Genomic DNA, 17,385 nt, shown 5'->3' with positions numbered 1-17,385 from the left:
AATTACGGCCTTGTTGTTGAAATTGCTGAAACTGACGAACCAAACCAGTGTTGCACGTTGCTCATCGCCGCGTTGGAAGTATCCAGAATCGGCTGCGGGTAAACCCCCAGCAGAACCAGCAACACCACCAGCAGCAGAATGATGAACAGTTCGCGCGCGGTCATGCCCTGCAGCGGCTGGTCGGATTTAGGCGCACCGTAGTAAGCGCGCTGCATCATGATCAGCGAGTAAACCGAAGCGAACACCAGACCGAAGGTGGAGATCACGGTGATCACCGGCACCACCTGGTAGCTGCCGAACAGAATCATGAATTCGCCGACGAAGTTACCGGTGCCCGGCATCCCCAGCGTAGCCACGGCGAAGAACAGCGACAGCGCAGGGATGAACTTGATGCGCCCCCACAGGCCGCCCATCTGACGCATGTCACGGGTATGCAGGCGCTCATACAGCTGGCCGCAGATGATAAACATGCCGGCGGCGGACAGGCCGTGCGCGATCATCTGGATAACCGCGCCCTGGTAAGCCAGCTGGCTGCCGGTGTAGATGGCGATCAGCACGAAGCCCATGTGCGATACCGAGGTGTAAGCGATAAGGCGCTTGATGTCGGTCTGCGCGAACGCCATCCAGGCGCCGTAGAAGATGCCGATCACGCCAAGCCACATGGCGATTGGCGCGAACTCGTGCGAAGCCTCAGGGAACAGCGGCAGGCTGAAACGCAGCAGGCCGTAGGCCGCGGTTTTCAGCAAGATGCCCGCCAGGTCGACGGAACCTGCGGTTGGCGCCTGGCTGTGCGCATCCGGCAACCAGCCGTGCAGCGGCACCACCGGCATTTTCACCGCGAAGGCGATGAAGAAGCCCAGCATCAGCATATATTGCACGTTGTGGGACATCGGCGTTTGCAACAGGTCTTCGTAATCGAAGGTCCACACGCCGGTGGCGTTGTAGTGCACGAACACCAGGCCCAGGATCGCAATCAGCATCACCAGACCGCTGGCCTGGGTGTAGATGAAGAACTTGGTCGCCGCGGTGATGCGGGTTTTACCGTCCGACGCCTTGTGACCCCACAGCGCGATCAGGAAGTACATCGGCACCAACATCATTTCCCAGAAGAAGAAGAACAGGAACATGTCGATGGCGAGGAACACGCCGATAACGCCGCCCAGGATCCACAGCAGGTTGAGGTGGAAGAAGCCCTGATACTTCTGGATTTCACGCCAGGAACAGAGGATCGCCAGCACGCCCAGCAGACCGGTCAACACCACCATCAGCAGCGACAGGCCGTCCAGCGCCAGGTGGATGGAGATGCCGAAGCGCGGGATCCACGGCAGCAGGAATTCGCTCTGCCACTGCGGAATGCCTTTCGGCGTGGTCAATGTATAGCCGCCCTGCATCCACAGCTGCAGAGAGAGCGCCAACGTCAGCCCCATTGCGATCAGCGCTATCCAGCGCGGCACCTTAGTACCGAAGCGCTCAAGCTGCCAGCACAGCAGACCGCCGATAAAGGGGATAAGAATTAGCCAAGGTAATAGCATGGCGTTTTGTGTCCCTTATACGAATAATTTCAAACTTTGTACGTAGCGCCTGCCCGGCGCTACGCCCGAAAAATGCGTCTGTTTAAATTATTCAATTAAACCAAAATCAACAGAGCCAATACGACCACTGCACCCACACCCATAGACGCTATATACCAACGCACCTGACCGTTCTCGCTCACCGTCAGACCGCGGTTCCCCCAGCGGGAGAAGACGGCCGGCAGGTTCATCAGCGAGTTCAGCGGATCGCGTTGCAGCAGCTTCGCAATGCCCAGGTACGGCTTGACGAACACTTTGTCATACAGCCAGTCGAAGCCCCAGGCATGGAACCACCAGGTCGAGAAGAAACGGCCCGGCGCGCTGTTGGCGATGCTGTTGACCAGGCTGCGTTTGCCCAGCCACAGCGCGGCCGCCAGCAGAATGCCGACGATAGCCACCACGCCGGAGGTGATTTCAAGCCGCAGCACGCTGCCGTGCGCCAGCTCGGTGGTCTCCGGCAGCACGCCCTGCAACGGCGGCACGATCATCGCGCCGACGAAGGTGGACAGCACCAGCAGAACCAGCAGTGGCAAGTGGTGAGTGATGCCTTTACCGGCATGCGCTTTGATTTTCTCTTCGCCATGGAACACGATGAAAATCATACGGAAGGTGTACAGCGAGGTCATGAACGCACCGACCAGGCCGGCAACCATCAGGTTGATGTGGCCGTTGGCCATCGCGCCCGCCAGGATCTCGTCCTTACTGAAGAAGCCGGCCGTGACCAGCGGCAACGCAGACAGCGCCGCGCCGCCCACCAGGAAGCAGAAGTACACCAGCGGGATGCTCTTGCGCAGACCGCCCATCTTGAAGATGTTTTGCTCGTGGTGGCAAGCCAGGATCACCGAACCGGACGACAGGAACAGCAGCGCCTTGAAGAACGCGTGGGTCATCAGGTGGAAGATCGCCGCGTCCCATGCCTGCACGCCCAGCGCCAGGAACATGTAACCGATCTGGCTCATGGTGGAGTAAGCGAGCACGCGCTTGATGTCGGTCTGTACCAGCGCGGCGAAGCCGGCCAGCAGCAGAGTGACCGCACCGACGATGCCCACCAGGTGCAGCACTTCCGGCGCCATCAGGAACAGGCCGTGCGTGCGGGCGATCAGATAGACGCCCGCGGTCACCATGGTCGCCGCGTGGATCAGTGCGGAAACCGGGGTTGGGCCCGCCATCGCGTCCGCCAACCAGGTTTGCAGCGGCAGCTGCGCCGATTTACCGACCGCGCCGCCCAGCAGCATCAGGGTCGCCCAGGTGATGGCCGTGTCGCCCACCGCCAGTTTCTGCGGCGCCAGGATCATCAGCTCGCGGATGTTCAGCGTGCCCAGCTCGTTGTAGAGGATGAACAGCGCGAACGCCAGGAACACGTCGCCCACGCGGGTCACGATAAAGGCTTTCATCGCCGCCGCGCCGTTGGCCGGATCTTTGTAGTAGAAACCGATCAACAGGTAGCTGCACAGGCCCACGCCTTCCCAACCCAGGTACATCAGCAGCAGGTTGTCCGCCAGCACCAATACCACCATGCTGGCGATAAACAGGTTGGTGTAAGCGAAGAAGCGCGAATAGCCCTCTTCACCGCGCATGTACCAGGAAGCGAACATGTGGATGAAGAAGCCGACGCCGGTGACCACCGACAGCATGGTCAGCGACAGGCCGTCCAGCACCAGAGTCACGCCGATATTGAAGTTGCCGACGGCCATCCAGGTCCACAGGCTTTGCTCGAACAGCTGCACGCCGGCGGCTTTCTGGGCGAAGAAATCCATCGCCACATACACCGTGACCAGCGCAGCCAGGCCGATAGAACCCACGCCGACGGTGGCCGCCGTGTTTTCAGACCAACGACCGCGGGAAAATGCCAACAGCAGGAACCCGATCAGCGGTAGCAGAATTGTTAAATATAATAGGTTCATCCGCGCATCTCACTGACAGTATCAATATTCAGGGTATGACGACGACGGTAGAGCTGCAGCAGCAGCGCCAGGCCGATACTGGCCTCGGCTGCCGCCAGGCTGATCGCCAGGATGTACATCACCTGCCCGTCCGCCTGGCCCCAGTAGCTTCCCGCCACGATAAACGCCAACGCCGCAGCGTTGATCATCACTTCCAGGCTGATCAGCATAAACAGCAGGTTGCGGCGCACCAACAGCCCGGTCAGCCCGAGCACAAACAGGATAGCCGCCAGGATCAGGCCATGTTGAAGAGGGATCATGCTTGCTCCTCCGATTTTCTTCTCGCCATTTCGCCACCCACCGGCGCGTTGCTCAGCACCTCGCCAGGCTTGTGCTCGCGGCCGATATGGAAGGCGACAACCAGACCCGCCAACAGCAGCATTGAAGCCAGCTCAACCGCCAGTACGTAAGGCCCGAACAGGCTGATGCCCACCGCCTTCGCGTCAACCATCTCACCGCTGATGCCCTGATCGGATACGCTGCGGATCGCAACGATCAATACCACCAGCAGCGCCAGTGACAGCAGGCCAGGCCCGATCCACACCGTCGGTTTCATCCAGTCGCGCTCTTGCTGCTGCACGTTGCCGAGGTTCAGCATCATCACCACGAACACGAACAGCACCATGATGGCGCCCGCATAAACGATGATTTCCAACGCGGCGGCAAAGTAGGCGCCGAGAGAGAAGAAGACTGCCGAGATCGCCAGTAACGAGACGATCAGATACAGCAGCGCATGCACAGGGTTGGTATGGGTGATCACGCGAATCGTCGCGGCCACCGCAATCAAACCTGCCAGATAAAATGCAATTTCCATGCTTGCTGGCTCCTTAGGGCAACAGACCTTTGACGTCGATCGGTTTGGCTTCGTTTTCGGCTTCGCCTTTGGCTTTGCCGTCAATCGCCATACCGGCCATCCGGTAGAAGTTATATTCCGGATATTTACCCGGCCCCGAGATCAACAGATCTTCTTTTTCGTACACCAGATCCTGACGCTTGTACTCACCCAATTCGAAATCCGGCGTCAGCTGGATAGCGGTAGTCGGGCAAGCCTCTTCGCACAGGCCACAGAAGATGCAGCGCGAGAAGTTGATGCGGAAGAACTCCGGATACCAACGGCCGTCTTTCTGTTCCGCTTTTTGCAGCGAGATACAGCCGACCGGGCAGGCAACCGCACACAGGTTACAGGCGACGCAGCGCTCTTCGCCGTCCGGATCGCGCGTCAGCACGATGCGGCCGCGGTAGCGCGGCGGCAGGTAAACCGGTTCTTCCGGGTACATCTGGGTTTCACGCTTGGCGAAGGCATGCATGCCAATCATCCAAATGCTGCGCACCTGGGTGCCGAAACCAACCACTAACTCTTTCAATGTCATGGTTTATTCACCCCTTATTGAGCGTTGTACAAAATGACCGCGGCGGTTGCCAGCAGGTTCAGCAGCGTCAGCGGCAGGCACACTTTCCAGCCGAAAGACATCACCTGGTCATAACGCGGACGCGGCAGCGCGGCGCGGATCAGGATGAACATCATCATGAAGAAGGCCGTTTTCAACGCGAACCAGATGAATGGCGGCAGGAACGGCCCCTGCCAGCCGCCGAAGAACAACGTCACAATCAGGGCGGACACGGTGACGATACCGATGTATTCCCCCACGAAGAACAGACCGAACTTCATGCCGGAATATTCGATGTGGTAACCGTCAGCCAGTTCCTGCTCGGCTTCCGGCTGGTCAAACGGGTGACGGTGACACACCGCCACGCCGGCGATCGCGAAGGTCACGAAGCCGAAGAACTGCGGAATGACGTTCCAGACGTGCGCCTGCGATTCAACGATAGCCTGCATGTTGAACGAACCCGCCTGCATCACCACGCCCATCAGCGACAGGCCGATGAACACTTCGTAGCTCAGGGTTTGCGCGGAGGCGCGCATCGCGCCCAACAGCGAGTATTTGTTGTTGCTCGACCAACCGGCGAACAGCACGGCGTACACCGCCAGGCCGGCCATCATCAGGAAGAACAGAATACCGATGTTGAGATCGGACACCGCCCAGGTCGGGCTGACCGGTACGATGGCAAATGCCAGCAACAGGGAAGTAAAGGCGATCATCGGCGCCAGGGTGAAGATCACCCGGTCGGAGAATCTCGGCACCCAGTCTTCCTTGAAGAACATTTTGATCATGTCGGCGACCAGCTGCAGCGAGCCGCCCCAACCTACGCGGTTCGGTCCGTAACGGTTCTGGAACAGGCCGAGCAGGCGGCGTTCGCCGAAGCTCATGAATGCCCCGCACGCCACGACCACCAACAGGATCACGACCGCTTTAAGAACGGCGATCAGAATGTCGATCACCTCAGGGGTAAACCAGCTCATCGTGCCGCCTCCCGCAGATTGTCTACCTTAGCACCCACCAAGATCGGCGGGATCCCTGGCAAGCCGAGCGGCAAACCAACCTGGCCCTGGGTCAGGGTTTCACTCAGACGCACCGGCAGACGCAAGGTCTGGCCCGCACAGCTGAACTCCACCAGGCTGCCCGCGTTGACGCCAAGCGTCGCCGCGTCGGCCGGGTTGACCATCACGTAGGCTTCCGGCATGCGCTGCTGGATCACGTGAGAGCGCTGCGACATTTCATCGCTGCCGAACAGGTGGTAGTAAGGCGCGACACGCCAGCCGTCGTTCGGATTGAAGGCGGCTGGCACGCGGTCGAAGTAACCGAGGCTGCCCTCCCCCGCTTCGATCAGGCGCACGCCCGGATCGCCGTGGCGCAGTTTGCCGCCCACTTCGGCCTGGAACTTGTTCCATGCCTGCGGTGAGTTCCAGCCTGGCGCCCAGGCGAACGGGATCTGCTGACGATCGGCCAGCGGGCTGTTGTTCCCTTCCATCGAGAAGGCGAACATGGTGTCTTTATCCTGCGGCTGACGCGGCTCGTGCACGCTGATGTTGGCGCGCATGGCGGTACGGCCGCTGGAACGGTGCGGCGAACGCGCCAGCTTCTGACCGCGAATGCGGAAAGTCGCGTCCGGCGCGGCATCGACGATGCCCTGCAGCTGCGGCAACGCGGCGACGCAAGCGGCGATCACGTCATCGAGCTGAGTCCAGTCCACATGGCGGCTGGTGTAGGTGGAGTGCAGCGAGTGCATCCAGCGCCAGCTTTCCAGCATCACGGTGAACTGATTCTTCTTGGCGTCATCGTAGTAAGCCGGATCGTACACCTGGAAGAAGCGCTGCGCGCGGCCTTCCTGGTTGATCAGCGTACCGTCGCTCTCGGCAAAGCTGGCCGAGGAGAGGATCAGGTTGGCTTTGTCCATGATCGCGGTGCGCTGGTGATCGGCGACGATCAGGTTATTGACCTTGGCCAACGCTGCGTCCACCTGCGCCGCCGGCGCATGGCGATAGAGATCGTTTTCCATCACGATGGCGGTATCGGCTGCGCCGCTCGCCAGCTGTTCCAGCGCCTGATCGAGCGAACCGCCGCCGATCATCGCCAGGCCCATGCTGTTGGCGGCGCCCGCCACGAAGGTGATGCCGACGTCGGAACCGCGGCCCTTCAACGCTTTGGCGATGTTGGCCGCCGCTTCGATGATGGCTTCGCTGCCGGCGTTGCTGCCGGTCACGATCAGCGGTTTGCGTGCGCCGGTCAGCGCCTGCACGATGATATCGACTTTCTTGTTCAGACCTTCGGCCAGATCGTTCACCGCTGGCGCTGCGCTATCCAGCGCGTGCGCGATGGCGAAGCCGAAGCGCGCCTGCTCGTCTACCGGCGCACGGTAGTTCCAGGCGGCGATGTCGTCCAGGCGGGTGTTGTCGACGTTGGTGGTGAACAGCGGGTACTTGGCGTGCTGGCCGATGTTCTGCACCGCCGCGATCTGCCAGTCGGCCACGCGCTGCGCCGCCGCCATCGCGCGGGCTTTGCCTTTGACGGCCTGACGCACGGACAGCGCGATGCGCGCGCCGGTTTGCGTCAGGTCTTCGCCCAGCACCAGCACCGCGTCGTAATCTTCGATCTCACGCAGCGCCGGCGTATGAACGCCGCCGTTCTTCAGCACGTTCAGCATCAGCGCCAGGCGTGATTGCTCCGCCTGAGCGATACCGGTGTAGTAGTTCTCGGCGCCGACCAGCTCGCGCAGCGCGAAGTTGCTTTCCAGGCTGGCGCGCGGGGAGCCGATGCCGATGGTTTTCTTCGCCTGACGCAGGATGTCCGCCGCGCCCTGCATCGCCTGCTCGGCGTTCAGGGTGATCCAGTCGTCGCCGCGCAGCTGCTGCGGTTGACGCGGACGATCTTTCTGGTTGACGTAGCCGTAACCGAAGCGGCCGCGGTCGCACAGGAAGTAGTGGTTCACGCTGCCGTTGTAACGGTTTTCGATACGGCGCAGCTCGCCATAGCGCTCGCCCGGGCTGGTGTTACAGCCGATGCTGCACTGCTGGCAAATGCTCGGCGCGAACTGCATGTCCCATTTACGGTTGTAGCGTTCGGAGTGCGTTTTGTCGGTGAAAACGCCGGTCGGGCACACTTCCACCAGGTTGCCGGAGAACTCGCTTTCCAGCGTGCCGCTTTCCGGGCGACCAAAGTAGACGTTGTCGTGTGCGCCGTACACGCCGAAGTCGGTGCCGTCCGCATAGTCTTTGTAGTAACGCACGCAGCGGTAGCAGGCGATGCAGCGGTTCATCTCGTGCGAGATAAACGGCCCCAGCTCCTGGTTGTTGTGGGTGCGCTTGGTGAAGCGGTAGCGACGGAAGCTGTGGCCGGTCATTACCGTCATATCCTGCAGGTGACAGTTACCGCCTTCCTCACAGACCGGGCAATCGTGCGGGTGGTTGGTCATCAACCACTCGACCACGCTTTCACGGAACTGCTTCGCTTCGCCGTCATCGATGGAGATGAAGGTGCCATCGGATGCCGGGGTCATACAGGACATCACCAAACGGCCGCGCGTATCTTCCGCGTTTTGGTATTGCTTTACCGCACATTGGCGGCAAGCGCCGACGCTTCCCAGCGCCGGATGCCAGCAAAAGTAAGGAATATCAAGGCCGAGGGAGAGACAAGCCTGCAGCAGGTTGTCCGCCCCGTCTACCTCATACTCTTTGCCGTCTACATGAATCGTAGCCATAGTCAGCATGCTTCCAAGTGGCCTGCCTTGCGGCAGGCGTTAATCAAAAATTCTGGCCGTGTTCGGGCGAGTCGGCTTACCAGCGTTGCTTCAGCAGATTGTTCGGCTGAATGCCGCCAATCGCATGCGCGTTGCCGAAGTGCTGCACGGCGATACCCGCCTCGAACTCTTCACGGAAATATTTAATCGCGCTTTGCAGTGGCTCTACGGCACCTGGCGCGTGGGCGCAGAAGGTTTTGCCCGGGCCGAGGGAACGGCACAGCTGTTCGAGGGTTTCGATATCCCCCGGCTGCCCTTCGCCGTTTTCCAACGCACGCAGGATCTTCACGCTCCACGGCAGGCCGTCGCGGCATGGCGTACACCAGCCGCAGGACTCGCGGGCGAAGAACTCTTCCAGGTTACGCACCAGCGGCACCATGCCGATCTCGTGGTCTACCGCCATCGCCAACGCGGTGCCGAGACGGCTGCCGGCTTTGCCGATCGCGCCGTATTCCATCGGCAGATCGAGATGATCAGCGGTCAGGAAGTCGGTGCCCGCGCCGCCCGGCTGCCAGGCTTTGAAACGCAGACCGTCGCGCATGCCGCCGGCGTAATCTTCCAGGATTTCACGCGCGGTGGTGCCGAACGGCAGCTCCCAGACGCCCGGATTTTTCACCCGGCCGGAGAAGCCCATCAGCTTGGTGCCTTTGTCTTCACTGCCGGAGATGCCGGTGTACCACTCCACGCCGTTCGCCAAAATGGCCGGCACATTGCACAGCGTTTCGACGTTATTGACGCAGGTCGGCTTGCCCCAGACGCCGGCGCTGGCCGGGAATGGCGGCTTGGAGCGCGGGTTGGCGCGGCGGCCTTCCAGCGAGTTGATCAGCGCGGTTTCTTCGCCGCAGATGTAACGGCCGGCGCCGGTGTGGACGATCAGCTCGAAATCAAACCCGGTGCCGAGAATGTTCTTGCCCAGATAGCCGGCTTCGGTGGCTTCCGCGATGGCGCGACGCAGGTGCGCCGCCGCTTCGATGTACTCGCCGCGCAGGAAGATGTACCCACGGTAGGCTTTCAGCGCGAACGCGGAGATCAGCATGCCTTCCACCAGCAGGTGCGGCAGCTGTTCCATCAGCAGGCGGTCTTTATAGGTGCCCGGCTCCATCTCATCGGCGTTACACAGCAGGTAACGGATGTTCATGGATTCGTCCTTCGGCATCAGGCTCCACTTCAAACCGGTGGAGAAGCCCGCGCCGCCGCGGCCCTTCAGCCCGGAATCTTTCACCAGGCCGACGATCTCGTCCGGGGCCAGGCCTTTTAGGGCCTTCTCTGCGCCGGCATAGCCGTTTTTGCTGCGGTATTCGTCCAGCCACAGCGGCTGCTTGTCATCGCGCAGACGCCAGGTCAGCGGATGCGTTTCGGGAGTGCGTACAATGTGCTTGGTCATTGATACTGCTCCAGTAGCGTCTCGATATCTTCAGGCTTCAGCTGACTGTGCGTGTCGTCATCAATCATCATGGTCGGCCCTTTATCGCAGTTGCCCAGACAGCAGGTCGGCAGCAGCGTGAAGCGGCCATCAAAGGTGGTTTGACCCGGTTTGATGTTCAGCTTCTTCTCGATAGCGGCCTGAATGCCCTGGTAACCGGTGATGTGACAAACAACGCTGTCACAATAACGGATCACGTGACGTCCTACTGGCTGACGGAAAATCTGGCTGTAGAACGTGGCCACGCCTTCTACGTCGCTGGCGGGGATGCCCAGCACTTCCGCGATGGCGTAAATCGCACCGTCCGGAACCCAGCCGCGCTGCTTCTGCACAATTTTCAGTGCTTCGATGGAAGCGGCACGCGGATCCTCGTAATGGTGCTTTTCGTGCTCGATCGCATCACGTTCTTCCGCGCTCAGTACAAATGCATCAACGCCGCTCTGAGGAGCGGCTGCATTGATGGGCTCGAGCGCATCGTTGACTGCGTGATTGTCTTTTTGAGAGTGCATAGTTAGCGGTCCACATCTGACATTACAAAATCGATACTACCCAGATAGACGATCAGGTCGGAAACCAGGCTGCCTCGGATGACCGATGGGATCTGCTGCAGGTGCGCAAAGCTCGGCGTACGTACCCGGGTGCGGTAGCTCATGGTGCTGCCGTCGCTGGTCAGGTAGTAGCTGTTGATCCCTTTGGTGGCTTCAATCATCTGGAATGATTCGTTGGCTGGCATCACCGGGCCCCAGGAAACCTGCAGGAAGTGGGTGATCAGCGTTTCAATGTGCTGCAGCGTGCGCTCTTTCGGCGGCGGCGTGGTCAGCGGGTGATCGGCCTTGAACGGGCCTTCCGGCATATTGTTCAGGCACTGTTCGAGGATGCGCAGGCTCTGGCGCAGCTCTTCTACCTTCAGCATCACGCGGGTGTAGCAGTCGCTGGTGCCGTCGCCGACCGGCACTTCGAAGTCGAAGTTCTCGTAGCCGGAGTACGGGCGCCATTTACGCACGTCGAACTCGACGCCGGTGGCGCGCAGACCGGCACCGGTCACGCCCCATTCCAGCGCTTCTTTGGCGTTGTAAGACGCGACGCCGATGGAACGGCCTTTCAGAATGCTGTTCTTCAGCGCCGCTTTCACGTAGGAATCCAGACGCTTCGGCATCCATTCGAGGAATTCACGCAGCAGGCGATCCCAGCCGCGCGGCAGATCGTGCGCGACGCCGCCGATGCGGAACCAGGCCGGGTGCATACGGAAGCCGGTGATCGCTTCCACCAGATCGTAGATCTTCTGGCGGTCGGTAAAGGCGAAGAACACCGGGGTCATCGCGCCGACGTCCTGAATGAAGGTGGAGATGTACAGCAGGTGGCTGTTGATGCGGAACAGTTCGGACAGCATCACGCGAATGGTGTCAACGCGCTCCGGCACCTTGATGCCGGCCAGCTTTTCAACCGCCAGCACGTAAGGCATTTCGTTCACGCAGCCGCCGAGGTATTCGATGCGGTCGGTGTACGGAATGTAGCTGTGCCAGGATTGACGCTCGCCCATCTTCTCGGCGCCGCGGTGGTGATAACCGATATCCGGCACGCAGTCGACGATCTCTTCGCCGTCCAGCTGCAGAATGATGCGGAACGCACCGTGCGCAGACGGGTGGTTCGGGCCGAGGTTGAGGAACATGAAGTCTTCGTTCTCGGTGCCGCGCTTCATGCCCCAGTCTTCCGGCTTGAAGGTCAGCGCTTCCATCTCCAGATCTTCTTTCTGCTTGGTCAACACGAAAGGATCGAATTCGGTGGCGCGCGCCGGGTAGTCCTTGCGCAGCGGGTGCCCTTCCCAGGTCTGCGGCATCATGATGCGCGACAGGTGCGGGTGGCCGTCGAAGGTGATGCCAAACATTTCCCAGGTTTCGCGCTCGTACCAGTTGGCGTTCGGGAACACCTTGGTGGCCGTAGGCACGTGCAGGTCTTTTTCAGACAGCGCCACCTTCAGCATGATGTCGCGGTTGCGCTCGATGGAAATCAGATGGTAGAAAACGGAGAAATCCGCAGCGGGCAGGCCGTCGCGGTGGGTGCGAAGACGTTCGTCCACGCCATGCAGATCGAACAGCATGACATACGGCTTCGGCTGTTTTCTCAGGAACGTCATTACTTCCAGTAACTGGTCAGGTTTAACCCATACCACGGGCATGCCGGTGCGGGTGGCCTGAACAGTAAAGGCTTCCGGCCCAAAACGGTTGCGCAGTTCGCCGATCACCGGGTCGTCAAGGTGATCTCGGGTCTGCCAGGCAGGCAAGGCGTCGTGCGTCGTCAAATCTGTCATAATTTTTTTTCACCACACTAAAGGGTTATTCGCCGCAAGTTTCACTTTTCGCTGTGTTAACCAATAGCGCACTAAGATGGACGTTAAATGAACGTCTTAAATCTCGTCAGGCGTCCGGAGGTTGGTCACCGCGATGCGCTCGCCGTGTTTACGCTCTCTTTCAGACTGCATATTGGCGCGGTAAACGCCCTGATCGCCGACAACCCACGACAGCGGGCGACGTTCTTTGCCGATAGATTCCTGCAGCAGCATCAGCGCTTGCATGTAGGCTTCCGGACGCGGTGGGCAGCCGGGAATGTACACGTCAACCGGCAGGAACTTATCCACGCCCTGCACCACGGAATAGATGTCGTACATGCCGCCGGAGTTGGCGCAGGCACCCATCGAAATCACCCACTTCGGTTCCAGCATCTGCTCGTACAGGCGTTGGATGACCGGGGCCATCTTGGTGAAGCAGGTGCCGGCCACCACCATCAGGTCAGCCTGACGCGGGGAGGCGCGCAACACTTCCGCACCGAAACGCGCCACGTCGTGAACGGCGGTAAACGACGTCACCATCTCCACGTAACAGCACGAAAGGCCGAAGTTATACGGCCAAATAGAGTTTTTACGCCCCCAGTTCACCATGTCATGCAGCGCATGCTCGAGTTTACCCATGTAAACCGTGCGGTGGACCTGTTGTTCCAGGGGATCGGCGACGATCTCCTGTTTTTGCAGGGGATAACGGTCGTTCTCACCGTTCGGGTCTATGCGGGTGAGCGTATAGTCCATCTTAATGCCTCGCTGTTACTGCGGATGACTGTTGGTGTTAGTGATCGTGCTCGGTTTGCTGCGGCGTTGGGAACGCGCCGGAGTCCAATCCAACGCGCCGATGCGCACCAGATAAACCAGACCGGCCAATAGCACCAAAATGAAAATGGCGGCTTCGATAAAGCCTACCCAGCCGCTCTCGCGAATCGAGACCGACCAGGCATACAGGTATAAGGCTTCAACGTCGAAAATAACGAAGAACATGGCCACCAGGTAGAACTTGGCGGACAAACGCATGCGCGCCGTGCCGACCGAGTCGATGCCTGATTCAAACGGGGTGTGTTTGGCGCGCGCCCGGGCTCTCCCGCCCAAGAAGAACGCACCCAGCAGCATTAAGCCGCAGAGCCCGATAGCCACAACGAGAAATACGGCGAGCGCCCAGTGATGAGCGATAACTTCAGTGGTTGTTGACATACTCTATGCTTACTCATCAAAAGTGGCGTCGATCGCACTGCTCTTGTCACCGGCAGTTAGTGCGCCACATCGATTTAAGGGAAGGATAAATAACCACACAAACAAACTGCTTTTACAGCGAGTTAGGCAGCGTTTTTCTGTGGGCTTTTTACTCCTTTCTATAACCTTTTGTCAACTTTGACAAAAGTATCTACACACTAGTTTACATACGTATCATTTGATTAACATTTGATGCGCCAAGGGCTGGCTAAATCGTGTCAGTTAATTTTTGTGTAGAAACAGATAGATATAAACCAACATGCACATTTCAGTTTTACTATACCATTGTCTCAGGAATTCCCTGTTCTTCCACTCACTACCTAGGGGTATTTTTTTGATCCAGGACACGTTCTCAGCATAAATCCTCAAAAAAAGTGTGGGCCTTTAACAATTTTCCTCAATTTGAGCCGCAAAAACGGCCGCTATAAGCTAACAAAATAACCCTGCTATTACCATGCCTTTAACCCATTCAATCTTATTGCTCAAAAAACGCACCTGGCGTATTAAACCCGGCCAAACTCTCTTTTCAGTAACGCTTAAAAGTTAACAAAATAGCCAACTAAAGTTAAAAAACCATCTAAACACATATAAATACAACTTTAGGTAAAAAAAGGACAAAAAAAACCTCCGCCGAAGCAGAGGTTTTCATCAGATATCGCGCCGAGGCGTTATTCTTCTTCGTCCACCAGGCTGGCGTCATCCTGATCGCTCTGGAGACCGCCTTCCGCGCCGTTAAAGCCATAGCCGTCATTGCCGCCCTGCATCGCGCTGAAGATGGCCATCGCCAGCTCGTTGCTGCACTGCGCGTTTTTGCACAGCGCATACTGGGTATCCGGCAACGGCGGCAAACCTTCCGCTGCGCCCAGCACCCGCAGGTCAGGGCTCATCATCTCGATCGGCCGCGCGGTCACGCCCAGGCCGGCCTTGCAAGCCGCCCGCACCGCGGACAACGTGGAAGCGACGTAGGCGATGCGCCACGGGATGCCGGCTTCGTCCAACTGCTTGATCGCCAGCGAACGGAACGGGCTTGGCTCGTCCATCACCACCAGCGGGATCGGCTCGCCGGCCTGGTAATGGTAATCGGCGGCGCAGTACCACAACGTCGGCGACGTGCGCAGCACGATGTGCGGATGCCCTGCGGGATCGGCCGTGGTCACCGCCAGATCGATCTCGCCCTCTTCCAGCAGATCGACCATCGTCGTGCTGCGCTTCACGCGCACGTCAATCGCCAGCTTCGGATAGATGGCAGTTACGCGGTTCAGCAGGAAAGGCAGAATGGTATCGGCGGTGTCGTCGGAAGCGCCGATGGTCAGAACACCTTTAATATTGTTGTACATCAGAGAGGTACAGGCTTCATCGTTAAAGCGCAGGATTTTTCTGGCATAACCGAGAAGCTGAATACCATGCTCAGTCAGAAGTTTGTTGCGCCCATGGCGGGCAAACAGTTCTTTGCCGACCAGTTGCTCTAATCGCTGCATTTGTTGGCTGACGGCTGATTGAGTTCGGCAAACGGCGACAGCCGCCGCTGCGAAAGTATTCAAATCAGCAACCGCAACAAAGGTTCTTAGCAGATCGAGGTCGAGATTAAGTATCGGACGATTTGCAGTTGTCATAGTGTATTCTTCACTTTTTTAAATTCTAATTTACGAACTACTACCCTGGTGTGTTTCTCAGACGCCGTTGAAAAAGGACGGAGCCTGTTATGACAGTACCCCACTCATAAGTGGAGGGCAAAAAAATTACTTATGATTCGTTACCTCTATCGCTTTTTGAAATGCGATCTATCGATGCTGCTTATAGAACGCGGGGGACTAAATGCCGGCATACGGGGAAAACCCCCACCGGGCCTGAGATTTTACTCATTCATACTGCCTAATTTCCACTCCATTCGTGCTACTGATAACCCTTATCAACTGGCGTTCAGACTGCATTTACGAGCAAGAAATATAAATAATTAACGGCATCGACTTCGTATCACCACGCAATGAATTTAATAAATTCAATCAGTAAGATTTTTACTTTAAATAATATTCTCATAACCACATAAACAATTCTTAAGATAAAATATAAAGTAAAGCTTATGTAAATATGCCAATTTTCTTAGTGTGGTGTGTCATCTGACAACCCGCTATCAGACAACTCCGGTATTATCGTTCCTTTACAGTTACTGAAAACCATTCTCCCTTTCGGCTTATCAGTTCTCCACGCCCAGGCGCCGACGCCAGCGCGTCGCGTTGAACGACGCGCGATTTAACAGAACAAAACCCTAGTAAAATTATAGTTCATGAAATTATGAACCACAAAATAACTTTACCTTTGCTTATCATAACTAAAATCCCCCGTTACGACATGCATTTGCACCAAAGGCGTGCAAAACCCTTCAAAAGCAACTACGCCAGGAGTACATTGGGCGGGTTGCGGCGTCCCACGGTAGGAGCGCCCCTATCCCAGCAAAAGGCTCAACTTTTTATGTCCCCCATTGAGAAATCCAGCAAACTGGACAACGTCTGCTATGACATTCGCGGCCCGGTGCTTAAAGAAGCTAAACGTCTTGAAGAAGAAGGCAATAAAGTCCTGAAACTGAACATCGGCAACCCTGCCCCGTTCGGCTTCGACGCCCCGGACGAAATCCTGGTCGACGTGATCCGCAATCTGCCCACGGCGCAAGGCTACTCCGATTCCAAAGGCCTCTTCTCGGCGCGTAAAGCGATCATGCAGCACTATCAGGCGCGCAACATGCGTGACGTGACCGTTGAGGATATCTACATTGGCAACGGCGTCTCCGAGCTGATCGTTCAGTCCATGCAGGCGCTGCTCAACAGCGGCGACGAAATGCTGGTGCCGGCACCGGATTACCCGCTGTGGACCGCCGCGGTGTCGCTGTCCGGCGGCAAGGCCGTACATTACCTGTGCGATGAGCAGGCCGGCTGGTTCCCGGATCTGGACGACATCATCAGCAAGATCACCCCGCGCACCCGCGGCATCGTGATCATCAACCCGAACAACCCGACCGGTGCGGTCTACAGCAAAGCGCTGCTTGAACAGATCGTCGAGATCGCCCGTCAACACAACCTGATCATCTTCGCCGACGAGATCTACGACAAGATCCTGTACGACGAAGCAGAGCACCACTCTATCGCCGCGCTGGCGCCGGATCTGCTGACCGTGACCTTCAACGGCCTGTCGAAGACCTACCGCGTGGCGGGCTTCCGCCAGGGCTGGATGGTGCTGAACGGGCCGAAAAAGCACGCCAAAGGCTATATCGAAGGGCTGGAGATGCTGGCTTCGATGCGCCTGTGCGCCAACGTGCCGATGCAGCACGCGATTCAGACCGCGCTGGGCGGTTATCAGAGCATCAGCGAATTCATTCAGCCCGGCGGCCGCCTGTACGAACAGCGCAACCGCACCTGGGAATTGCTCAACGACATCCCGGGCGTCTCTTGCGTGAAGCCGCAGGGCGCGTTGTACATGTTCCCGCGCATCGATGCCAAACGCTTCAACATCCACGACGACCAGAAGCTGGTGCTGGATCTGTTGCTGCAGGAAAAAGTGCTGCTGGTGCAGGGCTCCGCGTTCAACTGGCCTTACCCGGATCACGTGCGCATCGTCACCCTGCCGCGCGTTGACGAACTGGAAATGGCGGTCGGCAAGCTGGGCCGCTTCCTGGAAGGCTATCACCAATAATCATCAGGGGCGCAGCGCCTCGCTGCGCCCTTCCCTCACAGCCCGGTTGCAAAATTC

The 17,385-nt window shown here is 58.3% G+C and carries 14 protein-coding genes; 1 reads left to right on the top strand and 13 read right to left on the bottom strand.

Annotated elements, in window-relative coordinates:
* Positions 1 to 2 precede the first annotated feature (2 nt).
* The 13 genes from nuoM to lrhA form a co-directional block, all read right to left on the bottom strand.
* Positions 3 to 1,532: an NADH-quinone oxidoreductase subunit M gene (gene nuoM / locus IMX17_RS01025; RefSeq protein ID WP_033643857.1), complete on the bottom strand. Its 1,530-nt coding sequence runs from the start codon at positions 1,530 to 1,532 to the stop codon at positions 3 to 5.
* Positions 1,533 to 1,627: 95 nt separating this feature from the next.
* Positions 1,628 to 3,475: an NADH-quinone oxidoreductase subunit L gene (nuoL, locus tag IMX17_RS01020; RefSeq protein ID WP_193549230.1), complete on the bottom strand. Its 1,848-nt coding sequence runs from the start codon at positions 3,473 to 3,475 to the stop codon at positions 1,628 to 1,630.
* Complete coding sequence (nuoK, locus tag IMX17_RS01015; protein ID WP_004936014.1) at positions 3,472 to 3,774, bottom strand: NADH-quinone oxidoreductase subunit NuoK; 303 nt, start codon at positions 3,772 to 3,774, stop codon at positions 3,472 to 3,474. The genes nuoL and nuoK overlap by 4 nt, the downstream gene beginning before the upstream one ends.
* Complete coding sequence (gene nuoJ, locus IMX17_RS01010) at positions 3,771 to 4,328, bottom strand: NADH-quinone oxidoreductase subunit J (RefSeq protein ID WP_004936018.1); 558 nt, start codon at positions 4,326 to 4,328, stop codon at positions 3,771 to 3,773. The genes nuoK and nuoJ overlap by 4 nt, the downstream gene beginning before the upstream one ends.
* Positions 4,329 to 4,341: 13 nt before the next feature.
* Positions 4,342 to 4,884 carry an NADH-quinone oxidoreductase subunit NuoI gene (gene nuoI / locus IMX17_RS01005; RefSeq protein ID WP_025160170.1) on the bottom strand — a complete coding sequence of 181 codons (543 nt, stop codon included), beginning with the start codon at positions 4,882 to 4,884 and terminating at the stop codon, positions 4,342 to 4,344.
* A 14-nt stretch (positions 4,885 to 4,898) separates the two neighbouring features.
* Positions 4,899 to 5,876, bottom strand: a complete 978-nt coding sequence (gene nuoH, locus IMX17_RS01000; protein ID WP_033643858.1) for an NADH-quinone oxidoreductase subunit NuoH — start codon at positions 5,874 to 5,876, stop codon at positions 4,899 to 4,901.
* Positions 5,873 to 8,611, bottom strand: a complete 2,739-nt coding sequence (nuoG, locus tag IMX17_RS00995) for an NADH-quinone oxidoreductase subunit NuoG (protein ID WP_048234759.1) — start codon at positions 8,609 to 8,611, stop codon at positions 5,873 to 5,875. Before nuoG ends, nuoH begins: the two co-directional genes overlap by 4 nt.
* A gap of 76 nt (positions 8,612 to 8,687) precedes the next feature.
* A complete protein-coding gene (gene nuoF, locus IMX17_RS00990; protein ID WP_015378579.1) occupies positions 8,688 to 10,034 on the bottom strand; it encodes an NADH-quinone oxidoreductase subunit NuoF in 1,347 nt (448 codons plus the stop codon).
* A complete protein-coding gene (gene nuoE / locus IMX17_RS00985; protein WP_033635327.1) occupies positions 10,031 to 10,582 on the bottom strand; it encodes an NADH-quinone oxidoreductase subunit NuoE in 552 nt (183 codons plus the stop codon). The genes nuoF and nuoE overlap by 4 nt, the downstream gene beginning before the upstream one ends.
* Positions 10,583 to 10,584: 2 nt before the next feature.
* On the bottom strand, positions 10,585 to 12,381 hold the full coding sequence (gene nuoC, locus IMX17_RS00980) for an NADH-quinone oxidoreductase subunit C/D (RefSeq protein ID WP_094141780.1): 1,797 nt from the start codon (positions 12,379 to 12,381) through the stop codon (positions 10,585 to 10,587).
* 96 nt (positions 12,382 to 12,477) lie between these two features.
* Positions 12,478 to 13,152, bottom strand: coding sequence for an NADH-quinone oxidoreductase subunit B family protein (locus IMX17_RS00975; RefSeq protein WP_004936039.1), 675 nt, complete (start codon positions 13,150 to 13,152; stop codon positions 12,478 to 12,480).
* A gap of 15 nt (positions 13,153 to 13,167) precedes the next feature.
* The gene (gene nuoA, locus IMX17_RS00970) at positions 13,168 to 13,605 is read right to left on the bottom strand and encodes an NADH-quinone oxidoreductase subunit NuoA (RefSeq protein ID WP_004936040.1); all 438 of its coding nucleotides are present in this window, start codon (positions 13,603 to 13,605) and stop codon (positions 13,168 to 13,170) included.
* A 707-nt stretch (positions 13,606 to 14,312) separates the two neighbouring features.
* Complete coding sequence (gene lrhA / locus IMX17_RS00965; RefSeq protein WP_046896321.1) at positions 14,313 to 15,257, bottom strand: transcriptional regulator LrhA; 945 nt, start codon at positions 15,255 to 15,257, stop codon at positions 14,313 to 14,315.
* A gap of 856 nt (positions 15,258 to 16,113) precedes the next feature.
* Here lrhA and IMX17_RS00960 point away from each other — a divergent pair.
* Complete coding sequence (locus IMX17_RS00960) at positions 16,114 to 17,328, top strand: pyridoxal phosphate-dependent aminotransferase (protein WP_019453720.1); 1,215 nt, start codon at positions 16,114 to 16,116, stop codon at positions 17,326 to 17,328.
* Positions 17,329 to 17,385 lie beyond the last annotated feature (57 nt).

This window comes from Serratia sp. X3, from assembly GCF_014982455.1.
GTDB lineage: Bacteria > Pseudomonadota > Gammaproteobacteria > Enterobacterales > Enterobacteriaceae > Serratia > Serratia ureilytica.
Note: the sequence above shows the minus strand (reverse complement) of the source record. Positions and strands in the feature narration are given on the sequence as shown.

Coding starts and splice junctions, on each gene's coding strand:
- nuoM (WP_033643857.1), bottom strand. CDS start 1,532: ATGCTATTACCTTGGCTAATTCTTATCCCCTTTATCGGCGGTCTGCTG.
- nuoL (WP_193549230.1), bottom strand. CDS start 3,475: ATGAACCTATTATATTTAACAATTCTGCTACCGCTGATCGGGTTCCTG.
- nuoK (WP_004936014.1), bottom strand. CDS start 3,774: ATGATCCCTCTTCAACATGGCCTGATCCTGGCGGCTATCCTGTTTGTG.
- nuoJ (WP_004936018.1), bottom strand. CDS start 4,328: ATGGAAATTGCATTTTATCTGGCAGGTTTGATTGCGGTGGCCGCGACG.
- nuoI (WP_025160170.1), bottom strand. CDS start 4,884: ATGACATTGAAAGAGTTAGTGGTTGGTTTCGGCACCCAGGTGCGCAGC.
- nuoH (WP_033643858.1), bottom strand. CDS start 5,876: ATGAGCTGGTTTACCCCTGAGGTGATCGACATTCTGATCGCCGTTCTT.
- nuoG (WP_048234759.1), bottom strand. CDS start 8,611: ATGGCTACGATTCATGTAGACGGCAAAGAGTATGAGGTAGACGGGGCG.
- nuoF (WP_015378579.1), bottom strand. CDS start 10,034: ATGACCAAGCACATTGTACGCACTCCCGAAACGCATCCGCTGACCTGG.
- nuoE (WP_033635327.1), bottom strand. CDS start 10,582: ATGCACTCTCAAAAAGACAATCACGCAGTCAACGATGCGCTCGAGCCC.
- nuoC (WP_094141780.1), bottom strand. CDS start 12,381: ATGACAGATTTGACGACGCACGACGCCTTGCCTGCCTGGCAGACCCGA.
- IMX17_RS00975 (WP_004936039.1), bottom strand. CDS start 13,152: ATGGACTATACGCTCACCCGCATAGACCCGAACGGTGAGAACGACCGT.
- nuoA (WP_004936040.1), bottom strand. CDS start 13,605: ATGTCAACAACCACTGAAGTTATCGCTCATCACTGGGCGCTCGCCGTA.
- lrhA (WP_046896321.1), bottom strand. CDS start 15,257: ATGACAACTGCAAATCGTCCGATACTTAATCTCGACCTCGATCTGCTA.
- IMX17_RS00960 (WP_019453720.1), top strand. CDS start 16,114: ATGTCCCCCATTGAGAAATCCAGCAAACTGGACAACGTCTGCTATGAC.